This is a genomic window from Bradyrhizobium sp., from assembly GCF_035935975.1.
In the GTDB taxonomy this organism is placed as follows: domain Bacteria; phylum Pseudomonadota; class Alphaproteobacteria; order Rhizobiales; family Xanthobacteraceae; genus Bradyrhizobium.
Window position 1 is genome coordinate 183,980 of record NZ_DASYWN010000010.1, and the last position, 20,565, is coordinate 204,544.

General features: G+C 65.6%; 21 protein-coding genes. 6 read left to right on the top strand and 15 right to left on the bottom strand.

Annotated features, from left to right (window positions below; all coding sequences use genetic code 11):
* On the bottom strand, window positions 1–717 hold the full coding sequence (locus VGR99_RS04540) for a peroxiredoxin-like family protein (protein ID WP_326897104.1): 717 nt from the start codon (window positions 715–717) through the stop codon (window positions 1–3).
* Window positions 718–799: 82 nt separating this feature from the next.
* On the bottom strand, window positions 800–1,084 hold the full coding sequence (locus VGR99_RS04545; RefSeq protein WP_326897217.1) for a hypothetical protein: 285 nt from the start codon (window positions 1,082–1,084) through the stop codon (window positions 800–802).
* 236 nt (window positions 1,085–1,320) lie between these two features.
* Between VGR99_RS04545 and VGR99_RS04550 the strand changes: the two genes are divergently transcribed.
* Window positions 1,321–1,803, top strand: a complete 483-nt coding sequence (locus tag VGR99_RS04550; RefSeq protein ID WP_326897105.1) for a cupin domain-containing protein — start codon at window positions 1,321–1,323, stop codon at window positions 1,801–1,803.
* Between the two features lie 106 nt (window positions 1,804–1,909).
* Complete coding sequence (locus tag VGR99_RS04555) at window positions 1,910–3,112, top strand: MFS transporter (protein WP_326897106.1); 1,203 nt, start codon at window positions 1,910–1,912, stop codon at window positions 3,110–3,112.
* Here VGR99_RS04555 and ccoS read toward each other — a convergent pair.
* The 10 genes from ccoS to VGR99_RS04605 all read right to left on the bottom strand — a co-directional run bounded on the left by ccoS (window position 3,109) and on the right by VGR99_RS04605 (window position 12,619).
* On the bottom strand, window positions 3,109–3,279 hold the full coding sequence (ccoS, locus tag VGR99_RS04560; RefSeq protein ID WP_326897107.1) for a cbb3-type cytochrome oxidase assembly protein CcoS: 171 nt from the start codon (window positions 3,277–3,279) through the stop codon (window positions 3,109–3,111). The two genes, VGR99_RS04555 and ccoS, sit on opposite strands and share 4 nt — an antisense overlap.
* Window positions 3,279–5,468 (bottom strand): cation-translocating P-type ATPase, encoded by a 2,190-nt coding sequence (locus VGR99_RS04565; protein ID WP_326897108.1) that lies wholly within the window; start codon window positions 5,466–5,468, stop codon window positions 3,279–3,281. The genes ccoS and VGR99_RS04565 overlap by 1 nt, the downstream gene beginning before the upstream one ends.
* Before the next feature lie 11 nt (window positions 5,469–5,479).
* Complete coding sequence (locus VGR99_RS04570; RefSeq protein ID WP_326897109.1) at window positions 5,480–5,965, bottom strand: FixH family protein; 486 nt, start codon at window positions 5,963–5,965, stop codon at window positions 5,480–5,482.
* Between the two features lie 15 nt (window positions 5,966–5,980).
* Window positions 5,981–7,447, bottom strand: a complete 1,467-nt coding sequence (gene ccoG / locus VGR99_RS04575; protein WP_326897110.1) for a cytochrome c oxidase accessory protein CcoG — start codon at window positions 7,445–7,447, stop codon at window positions 5,981–5,983.
* 112 nt (window positions 7,448–7,559) lie between these two features.
* Window positions 7,560–8,435 carry a cytochrome-c oxidase, cbb3-type subunit III gene (ccoP, locus tag VGR99_RS04580; RefSeq protein WP_326897111.1) on the bottom strand — a complete coding sequence of 292 codons (876 nt, stop codon included), beginning with the start codon at window positions 8,433–8,435 and terminating at the stop codon, window positions 7,560–7,562.
* Window positions 8,436–8,441: 6 nt separating this feature from the next.
* Window positions 8,442–8,606, bottom strand: a complete 165-nt coding sequence (locus VGR99_RS04585) for a CcoQ/FixQ family Cbb3-type cytochrome c oxidase assembly chaperone (protein ID WP_027528922.1) — start codon at window positions 8,604–8,606, stop codon at window positions 8,442–8,444.
* 13 nt (window positions 8,607–8,619) lie between these two features.
* A complete protein-coding gene (ccoO, locus tag VGR99_RS04590; RefSeq protein WP_326897112.1) occupies window positions 8,620–9,354 on the bottom strand; it encodes a cytochrome-c oxidase, cbb3-type subunit II in 735 nt (244 codons plus the stop codon).
* Between the two features lie 10 nt (window positions 9,355–9,364).
* Window positions 9,365–11,014: a cytochrome-c oxidase, cbb3-type subunit I gene (gene ccoN, locus VGR99_RS04595; RefSeq protein ID WP_326897113.1), complete on the bottom strand. Its 1,650-nt coding sequence runs from the start codon at window positions 11,012–11,014 to the stop codon at window positions 9,365–9,367.
* Window positions 11,015–11,322: 308 nt separating this feature from the next.
* On the bottom strand, window positions 11,323–11,748 hold the full coding sequence (locus VGR99_RS04600; protein ID WP_326897114.1) for an HPP family protein: 426 nt from the start codon (window positions 11,746–11,748) through the stop codon (window positions 11,323–11,325).
* Between the two features lie 37 nt (window positions 11,749–11,785).
* Window positions 11,786–12,619: a universal stress protein gene (locus VGR99_RS04605; RefSeq protein ID WP_326897115.1), complete on the bottom strand. Its 834-nt coding sequence runs from the start codon at window positions 12,617–12,619 to the stop codon at window positions 11,786–11,788.
* Between the two features lie 208 nt (window positions 12,620–12,827).
* Between VGR99_RS04605 and fixL the strand changes: the two genes are divergently transcribed.
* From fixL to VGR99_RS04625, 4 genes are all read left to right on the top strand, one after another.
* The gene (fixL, locus tag VGR99_RS04610; protein WP_326897116.1) at window positions 12,828–14,345 is read left to right on the top strand and encodes a sensor protein FixL; all 1,518 of its coding nucleotides are present in this window, start codon (window positions 12,828–12,830) and stop codon (window positions 14,343–14,345) included.
* Between the two features lie 3 nt (window positions 14,346–14,348).
* On the top strand, window positions 14,349–14,966 hold the full coding sequence (gene fixJ, locus VGR99_RS04615; RefSeq protein ID WP_326897117.1) for a response regulator FixJ: 618 nt from the start codon (window positions 14,349–14,351) through the stop codon (window positions 14,964–14,966).
* A gap of 44 nt (window positions 14,967–15,010) precedes the next feature.
* Window positions 15,011–15,433 (top strand): response regulator, encoded by a 423-nt coding sequence (locus VGR99_RS04620; protein ID WP_326897118.1) that lies wholly within the window; start codon window positions 15,011–15,013, stop codon window positions 15,431–15,433.
* 231 nt (window positions 15,434–15,664) lie between these two features.
* A complete protein-coding gene (locus VGR99_RS04625; RefSeq protein WP_326897119.1) occupies window positions 15,665–16,363 on the top strand; it encodes a helix-turn-helix domain-containing protein in 699 nt (232 codons plus the stop codon).
* 43 nt (window positions 16,364–16,406) lie between these two features.
* Here VGR99_RS04625 and VGR99_RS04630 read toward each other — a convergent pair whose 3' ends face one another.
* From VGR99_RS04630 to VGR99_RS04640, 3 genes are read right to left on the bottom strand one after another with little or no spacing between them, the layout of a single operon-like run.
* Complete coding sequence (locus tag VGR99_RS04630; RefSeq protein ID WP_326897120.1) at window positions 16,407–17,726, bottom strand: MFS transporter; 1,320 nt, start codon at window positions 17,724–17,726, stop codon at window positions 16,407–16,409.
* A 23-nt stretch (window positions 17,727–17,749) separates the two neighbouring features.
* Window positions 17,750–18,286 (bottom strand): PRC-barrel domain-containing protein, encoded by a 537-nt coding sequence (locus VGR99_RS04635; protein WP_326897121.1) that lies wholly within the window; start codon window positions 18,284–18,286, stop codon window positions 17,750–17,752.
* A gap of 22 nt (window positions 18,287–18,308) precedes the next feature.
* Window positions 18,309–20,513: an amylo-alpha-1,6-glucosidase gene (locus VGR99_RS04640; protein ID WP_326897122.1), complete on the bottom strand. Its 2,205-nt coding sequence runs from the start codon at window positions 20,511–20,513 to the stop codon at window positions 18,309–18,311.
* Window positions 20,514–20,565 lie beyond the last annotated feature (52 nt).

Consider the following 20,565-nt stretch of genomic DNA (forward strand, 5'->3'; position numbering starts at 1 on the left):
TCACCTCTCCCGGCTCGCACCTTCCAACGCCGCAAGCAGGTCGTCGATCTCCATGCGCTTGCGGAAATCGGGATCGACGAAGCGGGCTTTCACGATCCCGTCGCGACCGACGACGAACACGGCCGGGATCGGCAGCATCCAGCCGTCATTGCCGTGAAACTTCGCCATGTCCTGGTACGACAGCAATTGCTGGATCTCGGTGCCAAGCCAGATCGCGAGATTCAGAGATAGGGCATAGCCATTGTCGAGATCGGTCAGGATCGGAAACGGCGCGTTGGCCTCGTCCTTGAGGTATTCCGTGAATTGCTGGGTCTCAGGCATGATCGCAACGACCCGCGCGCCCATCGCCTTGATGCGCGCTCCGGCCTGGGCCACCGCGCGCATGTTGAGGCGGCAATACGGGCACCAATGTCCGCGGAAGAACATCACCGCGACCGGACCGCTCTCCAGCAGTGCGGACAAGCTGACGAGGCGTCCGCTTTCGTCGGGCAGCATGAACGGCGGCATTGCATCGCCCGGACGCGGCGCGGTCTCGCCGCCGCCATTGCCGTTCAATCGTACCACCAGGCGATCGACCGCCTCGCCATAGGCCGGGAAGACCTCGCGGCTCACATCGGCATAGGCGCGAAGCTGCTCGTTCAGCGTTCCCTCCATGTCACGGCAGCGCTGGAAGGCAGACTTGAGCCGCTCGGCGTCGGCTGGTGAGAGGGACGTCATGTTCCGCTCCGGCGTTCGAGATGCGAATACTAGGTTCGAGGTCCGGCCGCCCGCAAGGGGCGGCCGTTACGTGAGGGCCGGTTCAGTTCACGTAGAAATTGCCCGTCGGGTCCAGCCGGCCGGAGGCGGAGTACAGCGTGCCGTTGTCCATGAAGAAGACGGTGTTCTCGGGCACCTTCTTGGCGTTCTTCATCATAGCCTCGTGGTTCTTCTCGGCGGGGGCCATGGCCATCGCCGACATCTTGCCCGGCCCGCCATAGACATAGGCCATGCCGGCCTTGAAGTCCCAGGTGGCCTGTGAGAAGGCCGACGTGGCGATGACCGCGAACGCAGCGGCGGCAATCATGGTTTTGGACACTTTCGTCATGAGATGCTCCTCCGGATTGACGTGAACGCCCGCCAATCGGGCGCTCCGCCATCGGACGGCGGATTTGCCGAAAGCGGAAATGCCGATGCCCAATCGGTTCGATAGCCGCCGCGCATCAACATAGCGCGTGGCTATCGCATCGAGAGCGAGTCGGCATTTCAAGATGGCCGCGGTCTCGACGATGCTCCCGCCATAGCCGGCGACCATCGCGGTTACGGCCAACACAGGAGATTTCCATGTCGAAGCATCGCACTTTCCTGCGCGCGGTCTTGCCGTGCCTCGCCATCGTCGGCGCATTGACGTTACCTGCGCAGCCCGTGCTCGCGGGCGAATGCGCCGCCGACAAGATCAAGCCGAATGCGCATCAGATGGTGGACTACAAGCCGGTCGGCGTCACCGACGTCACGCTCGGCGCGATCGACCTCGGCAAACAGCCGGCACATATCGAAGGTCGCGAGCTGCGTTTCCGCAAGCTGACCATCGAGCCCGGCGGCATCGTGCCCTGGCACAGCCACGACGACCGCCCGGCCCTGATCTTCGTGCAGCAGGGCGAGATCGTCGAATACGCCTCCAACTGCATCGATCCGATCGTGCACAAGGCCGGCGACATCCGCCCCGAGGTGTTCGGCACCTCGCACTGGTGGAAGAACCTCGGGAAGGAGACGGTCATCCTCTATGTCGGCGACGTCCGCAAAGATCCCAACGACCATCACATGTAACGAGCGCCCCGGCCCCAGCGTACTCGTTACCCGGATGTGGCGTCCGGTATCCCACCATGCCGCAAGGCGTGCCGGGCGCCACATCCGCCACTGGAGATGCAGAGCCATGACCGATCTGTCCGCACAGTTGAAGCCGGCCGCGATGGCGGTGGATGTGCATTCGCCGGGGTTTGCGCTCCGATCAGTCGTGATCGGCCTCACCGCATTCCTGACCGTCGTCGACCTGTTCGCGACGCAGGCGATCCTGCCCTCGCTGACACGCCATTATGGAGTGACGCCGGCAGCGATGGGATTTGCCGTCAACGCCAGCACCTTCGGCATGGCCATTGCGAGCCTCGTCGTCGGCTTCTTCAGCCCGCGCATCAACCGCCGGACCGGCATCCTGGTGAGCCTTCTGCTTCTTGCAATCCCCACCAGCCTGCTGGCCTCCGCACCCAATCTTGCCGTCTTCACGACTTTGCGGATCGCCCAGGGCCTTTGCATGGCATCCGCCTTTGCGCTCACCCTCGCTCATCTCGGCGAGCAATGCAGCGCCATGGACACAGGCGGCGCGTTCGCCGCCTACATCACCGGCAACGTCGCCAGCAACCTCGTCGGCCGGCTGATCTCGGCAGCGGTCGCCGAAGGCCTCGGGCTCGCATGGAACTTCTATTTCTTCGCGGCACTCAACCTGGCCGGCGCGGTGCTGGTCTATTTCACCATCCAGCGCGTGCGGCCGATGCATACGATGACGCCGATCGGATCGCCGCTGGAAGCCGCGATCACTCACTGGCGCAATGCGCAACTCCGCGCCGCCTTCGGGATCGGCTTCTGCATCCTGTTCGCCTTCATCGGCACCTTCACGTTCGTCAATTTCGTGCTGGTCCGGCCGCCGCTGTCGCTGGGCATGATGGACCTCGGCCTCGTCTATTTCGTCTTCCTGCCATCGGTGATCACGACCTTGCTGGCCGGCAGGGTAGCCGCGCGCCTCGGGACCCGGCCGGCGATCTGGGGCGCACTTGCCGTTGCCGGAATCGGCTTGCCACTGATGCTGACCGCTCGCCTGGGGGAAGTGCTCGCCGGGATGATCCTGGTCGGGGTCGGGACATTCTTCGCGCAAGCCGCCGCCACCGGATTCGTGGGACAGACCGCGACCGACAACCGCGGCGTCGCCAGCGGCACCTATCTTGCGTGCTATTTCGTCGGCGGACTTGTCGGCACGGCCGTGCTTGGCCGGCTGTTCGACGCCTTCGGCTGGCATGCCTGCGTCGCCGGGGTTGGCGTCGCGCTCGCGGCCGCAGCCGTGCTGACGTTGGCCTTGAAGCGCTAACGCTTGACCGGGGCTTCCTGCGGCGGCGGCTCGTCGTCGGCGATGGCGCGCCAGGCGGCGCCGTCGAGATCGTCGTACTGACCGCTGCGCAGCGACCAGAGGAAGGCGACGAGGCCGGCCCCTCCTAGCATCAGCGCCAGCGGCACCAGGATGACCAGGATCTCCATTACGTGATCTCCCGCGCGCTGCGCGCCCGCAGCGAATTCAGCATCACCAGGATCGACGATCCGCTCATGGCGGCCGCGGCGATCAGGGGCGTGACGACGCCGCTGATCGCAACCGGCACCGCCAGCACATTATAGCCGATCGCGAGCCAGAGGTTCTGCCGCATCAGGTGCAGCGCCTTGCGTGCGGAATCGATCGCGGCGACGACAGGAGCCAGCGGCCGGCCGAGGAAGACGAGATCGGCGGTGGCCTGGCTGAGATGGGCGGCCGAGATCGGCGACATCGAGACATGGGCCGCCGCCAGCGAAGGCGCATCGTTCATGCCGTCGCCGACCATCAGCACCTTGGTGCCGCGCCGCTTCAATTCCTCGATCCGCGCGATCTTGTCGGCAGGCGTCACGCCGGCGCGCCATTCGGCGATGCCGAGCGCATGGGCCGCCGCGATCACCGCCGCCTCGCGGTCGCCGGACAGGATCTCGATGCCGATGTGACGGTCCTTCAGCGCCGCGATCACGGCTTGGGCATCCGGGCGGAGCCCTTGGCGCACCGACAAAATGAACTTTTCGCTGCCCTTGCTGAACGCGACGATGGAGGCTTCGGGATCGAGATCGTCGGTCAAGCCGACAAGGGTCTCGGCGCCGCAGAAGGACGGACGGCCCAGGCGGATCTCGACGTCGTCGACCGTTGCGCGCACGCCCTGCCCGGCTTCCTCGACCGCGCTGACGATCGGCGACCTTGCGCCCGCGGCCTGTGCGACCGCGGCGGCCACCGGATGATGGCTCGACAGCGCGAGCCGGCCGGCCAGCTCGAAAATGTCGGCGGGGATATCGGCCGCGTTGATCACCTCGAGATCCGGCAGCGTCAGCGTACCGGTCTTGTCGAAGATGACGTGGTCCGCTTCCGCCAGCCGCTCGATCGCATCGCCCGCATTGAGCAGGACGCCGGCCTTGAACATTGCGCCCGAGGCCACCGTCTGCACGGTCGGAATGGCAAGGCCGAGCGCGCAAGGACAGGTGATGATCAAGACGGCCACGCCGGTGACGATCGCATCGTGCCAGCTCGCACCGGCGATGACCCAGCCCAGGATGGTGATCAGCGCGGTCGCATGCACCACCGGCGCATAGAGCCGCGAGGCGCGATCGGCGAGCCGCATGTAGCGCGAGCGCGCCTGCAGCGCGTGGTCGAGCAGCCGCGTGATCTCGGCGAGCAGCGTCGCTTCGGAGGCCGCCGAAACCCGCACCCGCAGCGTGCCGGAGATGTTCATCGAGCCCGCATAGACCGGCGTACCCTGCTCCGCCGTGACATAGAGCGTCTCGCCGGTGATCAGGCTCTGGTCGATCTCGGAGCGCCCCTCGATCACGGTGCCGTCGACCGCGCACCGCTCGCCGGGCCGGAGCAGCACGATGTCGCCGGGATGGATCGCCGCCACCGGCACCTGCGAGATCTCATCGGGCCCGACGAACTTGGCCGCGGTCTCGGCCTTGAGCGCGGCGAGATTGCCGGCAACCGCGCGGGTCCGCCGCCGCATGTTCTGGTCGAGGAAGCGGCCGACCAGCAGAAAGGTCAGCAGCATGATCGCGGCATCGAAATAGGCGTGCTCGGCGTGGTGGATCGTCTCGACCACGGACATGCCGAGCGCAAGGCACACGCCGATCGAGATCGGCACGTCCATGTTGGTGGTCTTGTTCGCCAGCGCGCGCCATGCCGAGCGGAAGAACGGCTGGCCGGCATAGGCCGCCGCCGGCAGCGCGATCAGCGCCGACAGCCAGTGGAAGAAGTCGCGCTGCTCCGGCAGCATGTCCGAGACGTTGCCGGACCACACCGGGATCGACAGCATCATTACGTTCATGGTGGCGAACGCGGCGACGCCGAGGCAGCGCAGCAGGAAGCGGGATTCGGCGACCTCTGCCACCTCAGCGCTTTCGGTCTCGTAAGGGTAAGCCTTGTAGCCAAGTTCCTCGAGGCGATCGATGAAGCGGGCCGGATCGAGCGTTCCCTGCTTCCATTCCAGCGCGACGCGGCGGTCGGTGAGGTTCACGCGCGCCAGCGTGACATCGGGGATGGCCGACAGTCCGCGCTCGATCTTGGCCATGCAGCCGGCGCAGTGAACGCCCTCGACCGCGAGATCGATGTGCTGGAGGCCCTCGCCTGCGGCGCGGACATAGTGAGAGAAATCCCGCGTGACCTGCATGGCAAAATCCTTCAGTTCAGGATCACGCGATTACGCGACATGAACACGCGTGTGCCGCGCGCCTCGCCTTCGATCACGAGGTCCCACTGTCCCGGGGCGACGGAGGCGACATTGCCGCGATAGATGCCGATGCCGGATTCCGAGAGATCGAGCTGGAGATCGGCGCGCTTGTCGGTCGGCCGTTCCAGACGGCCGCCGAATTTCAGGCCGCTCATCGGCTGGCCCTTCGCATCGCGCGCGTCGACCTGGAGCGTGGCGGCGCCATCGGCGCGACGCTCAATATGGGCATTGACCTGCCATTTGCGCGCGGCCTGGTCCTGCGCCGCGGCGATCTCGCGGTCATAGGTGAGGCCTGCGGCGTAGGGGCTATCGACGTCGGTGCCGGGCAGCGTTGCGATCGCGAGCTTCATCATGGTGACGTTAACGCCGATCACGAGCCCGAAGAAGGCGACCAGCATCAGGAACACCTTGGTTCCGGTCAGCGGCTTGGCGGCCATGGCAGTCTCCTGAACTTACGGCGCGACGAAATTGTCGGTGGCGGTGGCGACTTCGCCGAGGCCGATGTCGGTGACGCGGAAGCGCACGGGGATCGACTTCTCCGGATTGCTGTCCGCGGGCGCGGTGACCAGCAGGCGCAGCTCGCTGGTGGTGTCGCGCGGGATCACGATCATCGGCCTGTCAGGCGTCACCGAATCGACGCCGACGACATGCGTGGTCAGGTTGGCCGGACCGTCCGCGTCGATGGCGATGACGCGGTCGTAGCCGCTCTTGTTCAGCAGCCGCACCGTGTAGGCGTTGCGGATCGAGCCGTCGCTGAGCTTGACTGCGACCGGATTGCGGTCATGCAGCACGTTGACGTCGAGCAGGCTGCGGGTCGCCAGCGTATAGATCATGAAGCCGCCGACGGCCGCGATGATCGCGCTGTAGACGACGGTGCGGGCCCGGACGATGCGGTAGATCGGCGCCTTGCCTTCCTGGCGGCGCTGGATGTTGATGTCGTTGTCGTAGCCGATCAGCCGCTTCGGCCGGCCGATCTTGGTCATCACGTTGTCGCAGGCGTCGATGCAGAGTCCGCACTGGATGCATTCGAGCTGCGGCCCGTTGCGGATATCGATGCCGGTCGGGCACACCGCGACGCATTGATAGCAATCGACGCAGTCGCCGACCTGTTCGCCGAGCGCGCGCAGCTCCGCCGCCTTCTTCACCGAGGTGCGCTTCTCGCCGCGGTCGTAGCGATAGGTGACGTTGAGCGCCCATTCGTCGGTGAGTGCGGCCTGGATGCGCGGCCAGGGGCACATATAGGTGCAGACCTGCTCGCGCATGTAGCCGGCGAGCACAAAGGTCGTCGCGGTGAGGATGCCGATCCAGATATAGGCCATCATCGGCGCCTGGAAGGTCAGCAGATCCTTCACCAGCGTCGGGGCGTCGCTGAAATAGAGCACCCAGGCGCCGCCGGTCCACCAGGCGATCATGAGCCAGATGAAGTTCTTGAGCGCGATCTCGGAGACACGCCGGAGCGTCAGCGCGCCGGCCGCCTTGTCCTTCCGCATCCGCTCGCGGCGATCGCCCTCGACGAAGCGCTCGACGGCGTAGAACAGATCGGTCCACACCGTCTGCGGGCAGAGATAGCCGCACCAGATGCGGCCGCCGACCGAGTTCATCAGGAACAGCGTGATCGCGGCGACGATCAACAGACCGGTGAAGTAGTAGACCTCCTGCGGCCACAGCTCGATGAAGAAGAAATAGAAGCGGCTGTTGGGCAGGTCGATCAGCACGGCCTGGCTGGGGGCGCCGAGGCCCCGGTTCCAGCGCACGAAGGGCAGGAAATAGTAGACGCCGAGGCAGAACGCCATCAGGCCCCATTTGATCCGGCGGAAGGTGCCGGAGACACTTTGGGGATAGACCTTCTTGCGGGCCGCGTAGAGCGGGCCGAAGTCGTCTTCCGATGTGAGCTCGTTCGGGTTCACGGTCTTGTTCATCGCGTTAGAACATCTCGAAGTGGTGCGATTAAACCTAGACCCGGCGCCGCCGCGTCGATTGATCCAGCTCAAGCGGGGGCATTTTTGTCTGCCCCCGCTTGTTATCGTTCAGCTATTTGCCGCCGCCCAGCGAGTGGACGTAGACCGCCATCGCCTTGATCGTGGCGGGGTCGAGCCGCCCTTCCCAGGCCGGCATGACGCCGGCGCGGCCCTGGCCGATGGTCTCGATCAGGGTCGCCTCGTCCGAGCCGTACAGCCAGATCTTGTCGGTCAGATTCGGGGCGCCCATCTCCGGGTTGCCCTTGCCGCCGTCGCCGTGACAGGCGACGCAATTCTCAGCGAAGATCTTCTCGCCCTTGGCGGCGTCATAGCCCTTGCGGGTCGACAGGCCCGACAGCGCGCGTACATAGTTGGCGACCGTGACGATCTCGTCGGCCTTCAGCACGCCATCCTTGCCGAAGGCGAGCATCTGGCCCTCGTGCGTCTTGGCGTGGCCGGAGCGGGCGCCGAACTGGATGGTCTGCATGATCTGGTCGAGCGTGCCGCCCCACAGCCAGTCGTCGTCGTTCAGGTTCGGAAAGCCCTTGGCGCCGGCGCCGCCGCTGCCGTGACACGGCGCGCAATTGTCGCCGAACACGGTCTTGCCCTTGGCGCGGGCGAGCGCCAGCAAGGCCGGGTCCTTCTCGATGTCGGCGAGCGAGGCCTTGCCCAGCACCGCCATCTTGTCACCGCGGATCTTCTCGAGATTGGCGAGCTCGACCGCGACGTCGGCGCGCGACGAATAGCCGAACAGGCCGGTGGTGTTGCTGGAGATCAGCGGCCAGGCCGGATAGACGATCCAGTAGCCGATCGCCCAGACGATGGTGAGGTAAAAGGAAATCACCCACCAGCGTGGCAGCGGCGTGTTGAGCTCCTTGATGCCGTCCCATTCATGTCCGGTCGTGGACTTGCCGGTGACGGAATCGATGTCGCTATGATGATCGGTCATGATCTCTTACTCCTCCCGCAGCGGCAGGCTCGCCGCTTCGTCGAACGCAGCCTTGTTGCGGGGCCAGAATGCGTAGGCGATGATCGCGAGAAAGATCGCGACGAACACCGGCGTCCAGATCGTGGTGACGAGACCGGACGCGAGATTGTCGAGGGTCAGGATGGCTTTCATCGTTGATGCCTTCTCAGCGAAGATTGGCTTTCTCGTTGTAGATCTTGAAGTCGACCAGCGTGCCGAGCATCTGCAGATAGGCGATCAGCGCGTCCATCTCGGTCGGCGTGCCGGGCTTGCCGTCGAAATTGCGCACGACGGCCTTGGCGTAGCGCTTGGTGAAGGCGTCTGAGCCGGCATTGTCGGGATCGGCCTGGGCCTTCAGGTCGGCGCCTGCGCTCGCGATCTGGTCGTCCGTGTAAGGCACGCCGACGGCCCGGAGCGTCTTCATGTGGTCGGCGATCGTATCCGGATCGACCTCGTTCTGGCCGAGGAAGGGATAGCCCGGCATCACCGATTGCGGCACGATCGCGCGCGGGTTGGTCAGATGGGTGACGTGCCAGTCGTCGGAGTATTTGGCGCCGACGCGGGCGAGATCGGGGCCGGTGCGCTTCGAGCCCCACTGGAACGGGTGGTCGAACATGCTCTCGGCGGCCAGCGAGAAGTGACCGTAGCGCTCGACCTCGTCGCGCAGCGGCCGGATCATCTGCGAATGGCAGAGATAGCAGCCTTCGCGGACGTAGACGTTGCGGCCCGCGAGCTCCAGCGGCGTGTACGGCCTGACGCCGTCGACCTTCTCGATCGTGCTCTTGAGGTAGAACAGCGGAGTGATCTCGACGAGACCGCCGATCGCGATCACCAGCAAAATGCCGACGACCAGGATGATCGAGTTCTTTTCGAAGACTTGGTGGCGTGTCCAGAACGACATGGAAGACTCCTCATTCCGCCGGCTGAAGCGCGACGGGCATCTGGACTTCCTGTTCGCCGACGCGAACGGTCATCCAGAGATTGTAGGCCATGATCAGCGCGCCGATCAGGAACAGACCGCCGCCGGCGGCGCGGATGATGTAGAAGGGATGCATCGCCTCGACGCTCTCGATGAAGGAATATTCGAGGAAGCCGAGCGAGGTGTAGGCGCGCCACATCAGGCCCTGCAGGATGCCGGACACCCACATCGCCGAGATGTAGAGGACGATGCCGAGCGTCGCGATCCAGAAGTGCCAGTTGACCAGCTTGAGGCTGTAGAGGCCCTTGCGATTCCACACCCACGGCACCAGGCAGTACAGCGCGCCAAAGGAGACGAAGCCGACCCAGCCGAGCGCGCCGGAATGCACGTGGCCGATGGTCCAGTCGGTGTAGTGGCTGAGCGAGTTCACCACCTTGATCGACATCATCGGGCCTTCGAAGGTCGACATGCCGTAGAAGGCGACGGACACCACCAGCATGCGCAGCACGGGATCGGTGCGCAGCTTGTCCCAGGCACCCGACAGCGTCATCAGGCCGTTGATCATGCCGCCCCAGGAGGGCATCCACAGCATGATCGAGAAGGTCATGCCGAGCGTCTGCGTCCAGTCCGGCAGCGCCGTGTAGTGCAGATGGTGGGGACCGGCCCAGATGTAGAGGAAGATCAGCGCCCAGAAGTGGATGATCGACAGCCGATAGGAATAGATCGGCCGCTCCGCGCGCTTCGGGATGAAGTAGTACATGATGGCGAGGAAGCCGGCGGTCAGGAAGAAGCCGACCGCGTTATGGCCGTACCACCACTGGAACATGGCGTCCTGGATGCCGCCCCAGGCGACGTAGGACTTCGAGCCGAACACCGAGACGGGCAGCGCCGGGTTGTTGCCGAGATGCAGCACGGCGATCGTCACGATGAAGGCGAGATAGAACCAGTTCGCGACGAAGATGTGCGGCTCCTTGCGCTTGATGATGGTGGCAAGGAAGACGAGGAGATAGACGACCCAGACGATGGTCAGCCAGAGGTCGGCATACCATTCCGGCTCGGCATATTCCTTCGACTGGGTGACGCCGAGCAGATAGCCCGTGCCCGCGACCAGGATGAAGAAGTTGTAGCCGACCACGACGAACCAGGGCGCGAGATCGCCGGCGAGGCGCGCGCGGCAGGACTTCTGCACGACATAGAAGGACGTGCCGACCAGCACGTTGCCGCCGAAGGCGAAGATCACCGCGGAGGTGTGCAGCGGCCGCAGGCGGCCGAAGCTGGTCCAGGGCAGATCGAAGTTCAGCGCCGGCCAGGCCAGCTGCGAGGCGATGATGAGGCCGACCAGGAAGCCCGCGATGCCCCAGAACATCGCCATGACGGCGGTGAACTTGATCGGGCCCATGTTGTAGTTGGGGCGCCCGTTGATCTCCTGCGGCGGCAGCTCCGCCGGGCGATCGAAGTAGCGGTTGATGATGACGAACACCGCGGCGAGACTCGCCGCCGCGCTGAGCGCGGCATGGAAGGCGAATGGCGCATCCAGCGCCTTGGCCGAGGCGATCACGCAGAGGAAGGCGGTGACTGCGAACACGACAGCCAGGCCGCTTTCACCGATGGTCATGGATTTGGAGATGGAGGGCTGGCTCATGCGGATTCTCTCTGAAAGAACACGGGGCCAGAAACCACATTCACCCTCGCGGGGAATTGATTGAAATCAAGACATGCGTTTTGGTTCTAAGTGTCGGGCAGACATTTTTCGGGATGCCTCCGTATTTTTGCGGCGCAGCTAGTCGCAGTGCCCTCTCCCCTTGCGGGAGAGGGCAGCAAGGACCGTGCTACAAGCTCATTGGGGTGAGGGGTTGGTTCCGCCCAGACGGTCTTTCCGTGGAGAGAACCCCTCATCCGGCGCTTCGCGCCACCTTCTCCCGCAAGGGGAGAAGGGAAGAAGGCAACTCGTCAGTCGCGCGCGGTCGCCTTGAGTGCGGCGATGACGTCCTCGCGGGCGATGATTCCGACCAGCTTCTGCGCACCGTCGAGCACGATGATGCTCCTGATGCGGTGCTCGACCATGATCTGGAGCACGCGCGTCAGCCGCGTGTCGGGACTGACATAGATGAACTCCGGCGTCATGACGTCGCCGATCTTGCGGCTCATCAGGTCGTGATAGCGCGGCAGCATCTGGCTCGGCGAGAACGCGAAGCACTTCAGGATGTCGAACTTGGTGACGATGCCGACCACCTGACCGTCGTCCTCGACCGGATAGGAGTTGAAATCGTCGATCTCGAACATCTCGCTGAGCGCGAGCAGATCCAGGTCGCGCTGCACCGACTTGACGTCGCGCGTCATGTAGCCGTCGACGGTCTCTTCAAGAAATTTGTACACGGCGCGTCCTCCTCGAATGGCTTTGGCCGGGCGGCCGTCAGTGCGACAGCAGCACGCTGCGCGCCGATTGGGTGACCAGATGTTCGGTGAAGCCGCCAAGGATCAGCTCGCGGAAGCGCGAATGACCGTAGGCGCCTGCAACGATCAGGCCCGCGCCGACATCGCCGGCGACCTGCTCCAATTGCGCGACGGCGGTTTCGTTCCGTGCAGCCTCCGAGATGCGCGCGCTCGCGGTGACGCCGTGACGGGCGAGCCAGGCGGCCACGTCGGTGACGCCGGCCATCACCGCCGAACGGTCGGCATCGCTCTCCGGAACCTCGACGATGGTGACGTCCCGCGCCTTGCGCAGCATCGGCAGCGCGTCAACCACTGCGCGCCGCGCTTCCGGCGTGTCCTTCCACGCCACCAGCACGCTGCGCAAATCGAGCCAGTTGGCCCGGTCGGGCACAACGAGCAGCGGACGGCCGGCCTGCATCACCAGATCCTTGGGGCTCGCCAGCGCGAATGCGTCGGAGAAGGCCGGGCTCTGCCCGCCGCTGACGATGATGTCGGCGCAGCGCGCCTGCGCCAGCACGAATCGCGCCGGAAAATCCATGGCGCTGCGCCATTCCACGCGGCCGCCGCGCGCCTTCGTGGCGGCGCGAAACTGGGCCTCCAGATCGGCGAGGCGCTTCCTGACGGAGGCTTCCTCCCGATCGATCAGGTTCTGGGCCTCCGCGCCGTCGGTGAAATAGAGCGGCGGCGCGAACCGCCCCGCCGCAACCCCGATGATGGCCGCCTCGAATCGCTCGGCGAGCTCGCCCGCGACCTGGAGACGCGCCTCGTTGGACTGGTCGAGCGCCAGGCTGACCATCACGGTCGCGTATGTCATCGGGATTCTCCGCAATGCTGTGAACTGGCGCGAAATCTAGCCTCGCCGGCGCAAGACAGGATGAGCTAGATCAAACCGCCGGGTGCCACCATGCGGGAAATCCGCCAATGGAATCAGACATCCGACCTTGCCTCCGGCCCGCCCATGGGCGAAATTGCCGCCATGTTCGCGGCGCCCCGCCCGCCGCACCAAAACAGGGAGCCACTGCTTGTCGCCGACCCGCGTAACGCATCCGCCAGACGATCATCGCGGCGAGCATTTCCGGGTCCGGATCGAGGGGTTCGGCGTCGGGACCTGGGATCTCGACCTCACGACGCGGGCGCTGGAATGGTCGGAAACCGCGCGGATGCTGCTGGGGATCGAGCGCGGCCAGCCGGCGAGCTACGACCTGTTCCTGTCACGTCTCGAGCCAGGGGACCGCGCGCGCGTCGAGAGCGCGATCCGGCAGGTCATGGAGCGCGGCGGCGGCTTCGACGTCTCTTTCAGGATTGCCGGCAACTCCGACCGGGGCAAATGGATCAGGGCCCGCGCCGGCCTGATTCGCGATGAGGCCGGCGTCGCCCGTCATCTCAGCGGCATCCTCCTCGACATCGACGAGGAGAAGCAGGTCGAGGAGGCGCTGCGCACGCGCGAGACCCACCTCCGCTCCATCCTGCACACCATTCCCGACGCCATGATCGTCATCGACGGCCGCGGCATCATACAGCTGTTCAGCACCGCGGCCGAGCGCCTGTTCGGCTGGTCCGAGCAGGAAGCGATCGGCCAGAACGTCAGCATCCTGATGCCTGAGCCGGACCGCACCCGCCACGACAGCTACATCGCGCGCTATCGCAGCACCAACGATCCGCACATCATCGGCATCGGCCGCATCGTCACCGGCAAGCGCCGCGACGGCACCACCTTCCCGATGCATCTGTCGATCGGCGAGATGCAGTCCGGCGGCGAGCCCTATTTCACCGGCTTCGTCCGCGACCTCACCGAGCACCAGCAGACCCAGGCGCGGCTCCAGGAGCTGCAATCCGAGCTCGTCCACGTCTCGCGGCTGACCGCGATGGGAGAGATGGCCTCGGCGCTCGCGCACGAGATCAACCAGCCGCTGGCGGCGATCAGCAACTACATGAAGGGATCGCGGCGGCTGCTCGCCGGCAGCACCGATCCGAACACGCCGAAGATCGAAAGCGCGATGGATCGCGCGGCGGAGCAGGCCCTGCGCGCCGGCCAGATCATCCGGCGCCTGCGCGACTTTGTCTCCCGCGGTGAGTCCGAAAAGCGGGTCGAGAGCCTGTCCAAGCTGATCGAGGAGGCCGGCGCGCTCGGGCTTGCCGGCGCGCGCGAGCAGAACGTGCAGCTCCGCTTCAGCCTCGATCCGGGCGCCGATCTCGTGCTCGCCGACCGCGTGCAGATCCAGCAGGTGCTGGTCAATCTGTTCCGCAACGCGCTGGAGGCGATGGCGCAATGCGAACGGCGCGAACTCGTCGTCGCCAACAAGCGCGTCAGTGAAGACATGATCGAGATCGAAGTCTCCGACACCGGCTCCGGTTTCCAGGACGACGTCATCCCGAACCTGTTCCAGACCTTCTTCACCACCAAAGACACCGGCATGGGCGTCGGACTGTCCATCAGCCGCTCGATCATCGAGGCTCACGGCGGGCGCATGTGGGCCGAGAGCAACGCATCGGGCGGCGCGACATTCCGCTTCACCTTGCCGGCAGCCGACGAGAACTGAGCTATGACGACCAAGGGACATGTCTACGTCATCGACGACGATGCAGCGATGCGGGACTCGCTGAACTTCCTGCTGGATTCCTCCGGCTTCGGCGTCACGCTGTTCGACGACGCGCAGAGTTTTCTCGACGCCCTGCCCGGTCTTGCCTTCGGCTGCATCGTCTCCGACGTGCGCATGCCGGGCCTCGACGGCATCGAGCTGCTCAAGCGGATGAAGGCGCAGCAGAGCCCGTTCCCGATCCTGATCATGACCGGTCATGGCGACGTGCCGCTCGCGGTCGAGGCGATGAAGCTCGGTGCGGTCGACTTTCTCGAAAAGCCGTTCGAGGACGACCGCCTCACCACCATGATCGAGACCGCGATCCGCCAGGCCGAGCCCGCCGCCAAGAACGAGGCGATCTCGCAGGACATCGCCGCGCGCGTCGCCTCCCTCAGCCCCAGGGAGCGCCAGGTCATGGAGGGCCTGATCGCCGGCCTCTCCAACAAGCTGATCGCCCGGGAATACGACATCAGCCCGCGCACCATCGAGGTCTACCGGGCCAACGTCATGACCAAGATGCAGGCCAACAGCCTGTCGGAGCTGGTCCGGCTGGCGATGCGGGCCGGCATGCTCAACGATTGAGGCAAGTCAAGTTGGGATTCTTTGGCTGTGATAGCCAAGGCTGCATGATCGAGATTGGCTCGCACCCCCAGCGACTCCCAATGGCATCAGCGGCAAAGCCCACCGTCTATGTGGTCGACGACGATGCCGCCGTGCTGGGCTCGCTACAGTTTCTGCTGGAAACCGACGGTTTTGCCGTGCGGACCTTCAGGAATGCGACCGCGCTGCTCAATGCCAGCGGGGCGCCGGGCGCCGATTGCTATGTGATCGACTACAAGATGCCCGACATCAACGGGATCGAGCTCGCCGGCCGGCTGCGCCAGTCCGGCGGCGACGTCCCTGTCATCCTGATCACCGGCTATCCGGACGTGAATATCTCGGCCCGGGCGGCCGCGGCAGGCGTCAAGGACGTGATTTTGAAGCCGCTTCTGGACGAAAACCTGGTCAAACGCATTCGTGGCGCGATCCAGGAACGGCGCCGGAATTGACCTACGGGATTCTACGTAGGCCCTCGTAGCCCGGATGGAGCGCAGCGCAATCCGGGATCTGCTTCAGCAACCGACGGCCCCCGGATTTTCGCTTCGCTCCGTCCGGGCTACGAGCCCCATGACCATGACCTACGGGACTATACGTAAGGGCCCCCCCTTAAGATATCTCGCGAAATTTTCGAAGCACCCGATACCGCGTACTAAAGCGCCATCACAACGGAGATGGCGCAGATGCTGACCCAGACGCTCAACACCCAGGCGATCAACACCCAGATCGGTGGCAAGATTGCTCCCGCCCATCCCGTGACCGATCAGTTCGGCGCGATTGCCGGCCATGTCGGCCTGGTCGCCACCGAGTTCTCCTATCGCAAGGACGAGGAAATCTACGGCGAGGACGAGCCGTCCGAATACGTCTACCAGGTCGTGTCCGGCGCCGTGCGCAGCTACAAGCTCCTCTCCGACGGCCGCCGCCAGATCGGCGCCTTCCATCTTCCCGGCGACGTGTTCGGCCTCGAATCCGGCCCGACCCACCGCCTCGCCGCTGAAGCCATCATCGACACCACCGTCCGCCTCGTGAAGCGCGCGAGCCTCGAAAAGGCCGCCGGCACCGACGTGCAGGTCGCCCGCAAGCTCTGGGCCATGACCGCCTCCGAGCTGCGCCACGCCGAAGATCACATGCTGCTGCTGGGCCGCAAGACCGCGATGGAGCGCGTCGCGACCTTCCTGCTCGAAATGGACCGTCGCCTCGCCGTCGCCGGCATGATGGCGCTGCCGATGTGCCGCCGCGACATCGGCGACTATCTCGGCCTGACGCTGGAGACCGTCTCGCGCGCGCTGTCGCAGCTCCACGCCCAGGGCATTCTCGGTTTCTCCGGCGCCCGCCAGATCGTGCTGCGCAACCGTCAGCGCCTGCACAATCTCGACGCCTGATCCTTTTCTTCCTCCCCCCACCCACTTGGCCGGCTGACCTTGTTCAGCCGGCCATTTCTTTTGGCGCGGCCAGACCCGTGCGCCGCGTCTCCGGCATCACGAAGAGAATCAACAGGAGCCCCGTCGCCGCGACGCCCGACAGGCCGATGAACGCGGTGGCATTGCCGAACTTGTCGCTGACATAGCCGCCGAGCACGGTGCTCAGCGATGCGCCGATCCCGGTTGCGGTGCCGACGATGCCCTGGGCGAGGTTAAAGTGCCCGCTGCCGAAGGCGACATCGGCCACGATCAGTGGGATCATCACCGCGAACACCGCCGCGGTGATGCCGTCGAACACCTGCACGGCGACCAGCAGGTACGGATCGCGCACGGTGGCAAACAGCAGGCCGCGAATCGTCAGCGCGCCGAAGCCGATCAGCAGCAGCGGCCGCCGACCCCACGCCTGCGCCTTGCGCCCGACGGAGGGCGACAGCAGCGCCACGATCGCCTGCGGAACGACGATGCAGAAGGCGACGAGTACCGTCGCCCACTGGCTCGACCGCGCCGTCACGGCGCTCGCCATCAGCGGCATCATCGCGGCGTTCGCCAGCTGCAGCAGCAACACGCTCAGCGCAAAGACGATCAGCGGCTTCTGCCGGATCAAATGCCAGATATTGGTGTCCCCGGCGACCTCGGCCTCGCGCGGCATCTCGCCGTGACAGCGCGCGATATCCACCTCCTCCTCGCGAATCCGCGACAACGCGATCAGGGTCGGGATCGCCAGCAGGAAGGTAACGAGGAACACCGAGCGGCTCGACAGCAGATAGCCGGCCGTGCCCATCACCGCGGCGGCAACACCATTGCCGAGCGAAGCAAAGCGCGCATTGCGGCCGAGCCGTTCACTGATCGCGAGCGGGCCGACGAGGCCGAGACTGATCGCGGCGATCGCCGGTCCCAGCACGCAGCTCGCGGCCGCATGCAGCGTCGCCGCCGTCACCACCACCGGGAAGATCGGCATCGCCGCATAGGCCAGCGCGCAGAAGCCGATCGTCACGATCGCCAGCGCCGCCACCAGCCGCTCGGATTTGGCGGCATCGATGATGGCGCCGCCCGGCATCTGCCCGATCAGCGCGACGATGCCGCCGATCGACAGCACGAGGCCGATCTCGACCTGGGTCCATTTCTGCGTCGTCAGATAGACCGCGATGAAGGGACCGAACCCGGTCTGCACGTCGGCGAGGAAGAAGATGAACCAGTCGAGGCCGCGCAGGCTCTGGCGCGACGGCGCAGGGATGCCCGCAGGCGGCGGCACGACGACGTCGTGCCGCTCAACGCGGCCGGCACGATCCTCGGCGGCATGGTTCGGCTTGCTCGACAACAGCACCGGCGGCCATCCCTCCCCGTGCCTCACTGTATCGCTTGCAGCGGTTGCAGGCTGCCGGACGCACCTAACACGACCATCGGCGTGTCTTCCTTGTACTCGGGCGCGGCAGCGACCTGCGCCTTGGTCAGTTCCAGCGTGATGCTGTCCTTCTTGTTGGCAATCTTGCCGAACCGCATTGCGTTCCAATCCACCACGATCTTGCGGCTGCCGACGCCGAGAAAGCCGCCGAAATCGATCACGGCGGCCCGCACATGTCCGCTCCGATCGACGATGACGTCGACGATGCGGCCCATGTCCTCGTCCGCGGCGCTGCGCACGTCACGGCCGAGCACGCCGTGGGCATCGCTCGCGCCGATGATTGTCACCGACGGCGGCGGCGCAGCATCCTTTGGCGTCACCGGCACAGTGGAGGCCGGCGGCTGCACCGTGGCCGGCGCATTCGCCTCACTTGGAGGCGTAGTTGGAACGACCGCAGGCGGCTCCTCCGCCGCGCGTGATACCGCGACCGTCAGGCTGGCTGCGATCGCCATGCTCAGGACCACCGCTCCGATCGTACGCATGGTACCCTCCTCGCCGGCGCCGTCAGCGCGCCAGCACGATCGACACCTGAATCTGGCCGCGCGTGCGCAGGACTTCCAGCGCGACGTCGTCGCCGTGGCGGCTGACGCGCAAATCCACGCTGGATTCGCCGAGGCGCAGGTCGCGCAGGATCACCTCGTGCAGGAATGCCGGCAGATGCGGATTGCGCAGACGGATCTCGCCGCGCGCGACGTCGAACTCGAGACCGAGCGCCGCCTCCAGCAGCGTGAAGGGCGTGGCGCTGGCCCAGGCCTGCGGCGCGCAAGCGACCGGATACAGCGTCGGGCCGCGTCGCTTCTCACGACGGAAGCCGCAGAACAATTCCGGCAGCCTGCGCAGATCCATGTAGGTCGCGGCATCGAACAGGCCCTTGAAGACATGTGCGACCGAATGCTTGAGCCCGTAGCGCGCAAGCCCGAGGGCGATCAGCGCGTTGTCGTGCGGCCAGACCGAACCGTCATGATACGACATCGGGTTGTAGCGCACCTCGGTTTGCGCGACGGTGCGGATGCCCCAGCCCGAGAAGAAATGCGGCCGCATCAGGTCGGCGGCGACGAGCCGCGCGCGATCCTCGCGGACCATGCCGCTGAACAGCACCTGCCCGGCATTCGAGGTCCGTACCTTGCATTGCCGCTTCCTGCCGTCGAGCGCGAGCGCGTAGGTGCCGAGCTCTTCGCACCAGAACGCCTGCTCGAAGCGCTCGGCCAGCGCTTTGGCTTCGGCTTCGAGCTTGCGCACGCGGTCCGGCCTGCCGAGCCGCAGCGCGCAACGCGCGGCCAGCTGCTTGGCGGCGTAGACGTAGCCCTGGACTTCGGCGAGCGCGATATTGCCTTCCGCAAGCTGGCCGTCGGCATGGAAGATCGCGTCGTAGGAATCCTTCCAGCCCTGGTTGGCCAGCCCCTTCTCCGTCGCGCGCTGATATTCGACGAAGCCGTCCTGATCAGGGTCGCCGGGACCGTCGATCCAGGCCAACCCCGCCTCGATGGCGGGCCACAGCTCGATCAGGGTCTTCTCGTCGCCGGTGCGCTCGAAATAGGCGCCGGCAAGCAGGATGAACAAGGCGGTGGAATCGACGCTGCCGTAATATTGCGAGAACGGCACCTCGCGCAGCGCCGCCATCTCGCCGCCGCGCATCTCGTGCAGGATCTTTCCCGGCGCGGCATCGGCGAGCGGATCGACGGCCTTGGCCTGGAAATGCGCAAGCCGCCTGAGCACGCCCTTGGCGACGCGCGGGTCGACCCACAGCATCTGCAGCGCGGTGATCAGCCCGTCGCGGCCGAACGTCGTCGAGTACCAGGGAATGCCGGCATAGGGATAGCGGCCCTGCGGCGTCTCCGTCATCAACATGTTGAGGTCGGCCATGGCCTGGCACAGCACCTCGTTGAAGATGTTGTTGGAGGTCTCGATGCTGGCCGCGCCGATGGTGGATTGCCGCATCTCGCGTCGGTGGGCCAGGAGGCCCCTGAAGAACCGCGCCGGCTTCTCCGCGACCGGCCGGTTGCAGGATACGGCCACGAACAGCGACTTCGATTCATGCGGATCGAGCTCGACCTGCCAGCTTGCTGCGTTCACCGACAGCCGGGTCGGACGCGGGTCGAAATGCAGTCCTGTCGTGCGCTCGGCATCGTCGAGGCCGCGATATTCGAACAGCACGTCGGTCGGTCCAAGCAGCTTGCTCGTGCCGGTGCCGCGGCGTGGGCGTCGCTCGCCGCGGACCTCGAACAAATCTGCAAAGTCGTTGTCGAACAGCAGCGTCAGATCGAAGCTGGCCCGCTGCTCGCCATGGTTCTGCACGCCGATGCGCTGATACGCCGTGCCGCGCCACAGGAAGATCGTGCGCACGATGTGCAAGAGATCCTTCTGGAAGACGAGGCGGCCCTGGCGATAGATGTCGGGATTGGTGAGATCGACGGTCAGCGCCGAATTGTCGTCGCGCAGGTTAGAGCCGAGCAGCAACGGCTGGAGATCGTCGAGCACCAGCTCCAGCCGCGCCAGATAGCGCGTGTCGTGGTGAAACAGCCCATCCGGCCCGCCGGCCGAGGCGCCGATGTCGCCATGGCTGTCGAGCACGATGAAAGTGTCGTCGTGCTTGAGGGACCGCCGCGGGCGCGCGGCGGGCCCCGTCATCGGGATGTAGAAGGTCTGCTCCGCGACGGCCTCCACCGTCTGCGATACGGAAATGATCTGGCTAACGGCTTCGGCTGCCATGAGCTGCTCCCCTGCGCCTTGTTTCGAAACGCGACCAACGCGAACGCGACTG

Coding starts and splice junctions, on each gene's coding strand:
- VGR99_RS04540 (WP_326897104.1), bottom strand. CDS start 717: ATGACGTCCCTCTCACCAGCCGACGCCGAGCGGCTCAAGTCTGCCTTC.
- VGR99_RS04545 (WP_326897217.1), bottom strand. CDS start 1,084: ATGACGAAAGTGTCCAAAACCATGATTGCCGCCGCTGCGTTCGCGGTC.
- VGR99_RS04550 (WP_326897105.1), top strand. CDS start 1,321: ATGTCGAAGCATCGCACTTTCCTGCGCGCGGTCTTGCCGTGCCTCGCC.
- VGR99_RS04555 (WP_326897106.1), top strand. CDS start 1,910: ATGACCGATCTGTCCGCACAGTTGAAGCCGGCCGCGATGGCGGTGGAT.
- ccoS (WP_326897107.1), bottom strand. CDS start 3,279: ATGGAGATCCTGGTCATCCTGGTGCCGCTGGCGCTGATGCTAGGAGGG.
- VGR99_RS04565 (WP_326897108.1), bottom strand. CDS start 5,468: ATGCAGGTCACGCGGGATTTCTCTCACTATGTCCGCGCCGCAGGCGAG.
- VGR99_RS04570 (WP_326897109.1), bottom strand. CDS start 5,965: ATGGCCGCCAAGCCGCTGACCGGAACCAAGGTGTTCCTGATGCTGGTC.
- ccoG (WP_326897110.1), bottom strand. CDS start 7,447: ATGAACAAGACCGTGAACCCGAACGAGCTCACATCGGAAGACGACTTC.
- ccoP (WP_326897111.1), bottom strand. CDS start 8,435: ATGACCGATCATCATAGCGACATCGATTCCGTCACCGGCAAGTCCACG.
- VGR99_RS04585 (WP_027528922.1), bottom strand. CDS start 8,606: ATGAAAGCCATCCTGACCCTCGACAATCTCGCGTCCGGTCTCGTCACC.
- ccoO (WP_326897112.1), bottom strand. CDS start 9,354: ATGTCGTTCTGGACACGCCACCAAGTCTTCGAAAAGAACTCGATCATC.
- ccoN (WP_326897113.1), bottom strand. CDS start 11,014: ATGAGCCAGCCCTCCATCTCCAAATCCATGACCATCGGTGAAAGCGGC.
- VGR99_RS04605 (WP_326897115.1), bottom strand. CDS start 12,619: ATGACATACGCGACCGTGATGGTCAGCCTGGCGCTCGACCAGTCCAAC.
- fixJ (WP_326897117.1), top strand. CDS start 14,349: ATGACGACCAAGGGACATGTCTACGTCATCGACGACGATGCAGCGATG.
- VGR99_RS04620 (WP_326897118.1), top strand. CDS start 15,011: ATGATCGAGATTGGCTCGCACCCCCAGCGACTCCCAATGGCATCAGCG.
- VGR99_RS04625 (WP_326897119.1), top strand. CDS start 15,665: ATGCTGACCCAGACGCTCAACACCCAGGCGATCAACACCCAGATCGGT.
- VGR99_RS04635 (WP_326897121.1), bottom strand. CDS start 18,286: ATGCGTACGATCGGAGCGGTGGTCCTGAGCATGGCGATCGCAGCCAGC.
- VGR99_RS04640 (WP_326897122.1), bottom strand. CDS start 20,513: ATGGCAGCCGAAGCCGTTAGCCAGATCATTTCCGTATCGCAGACGGTG.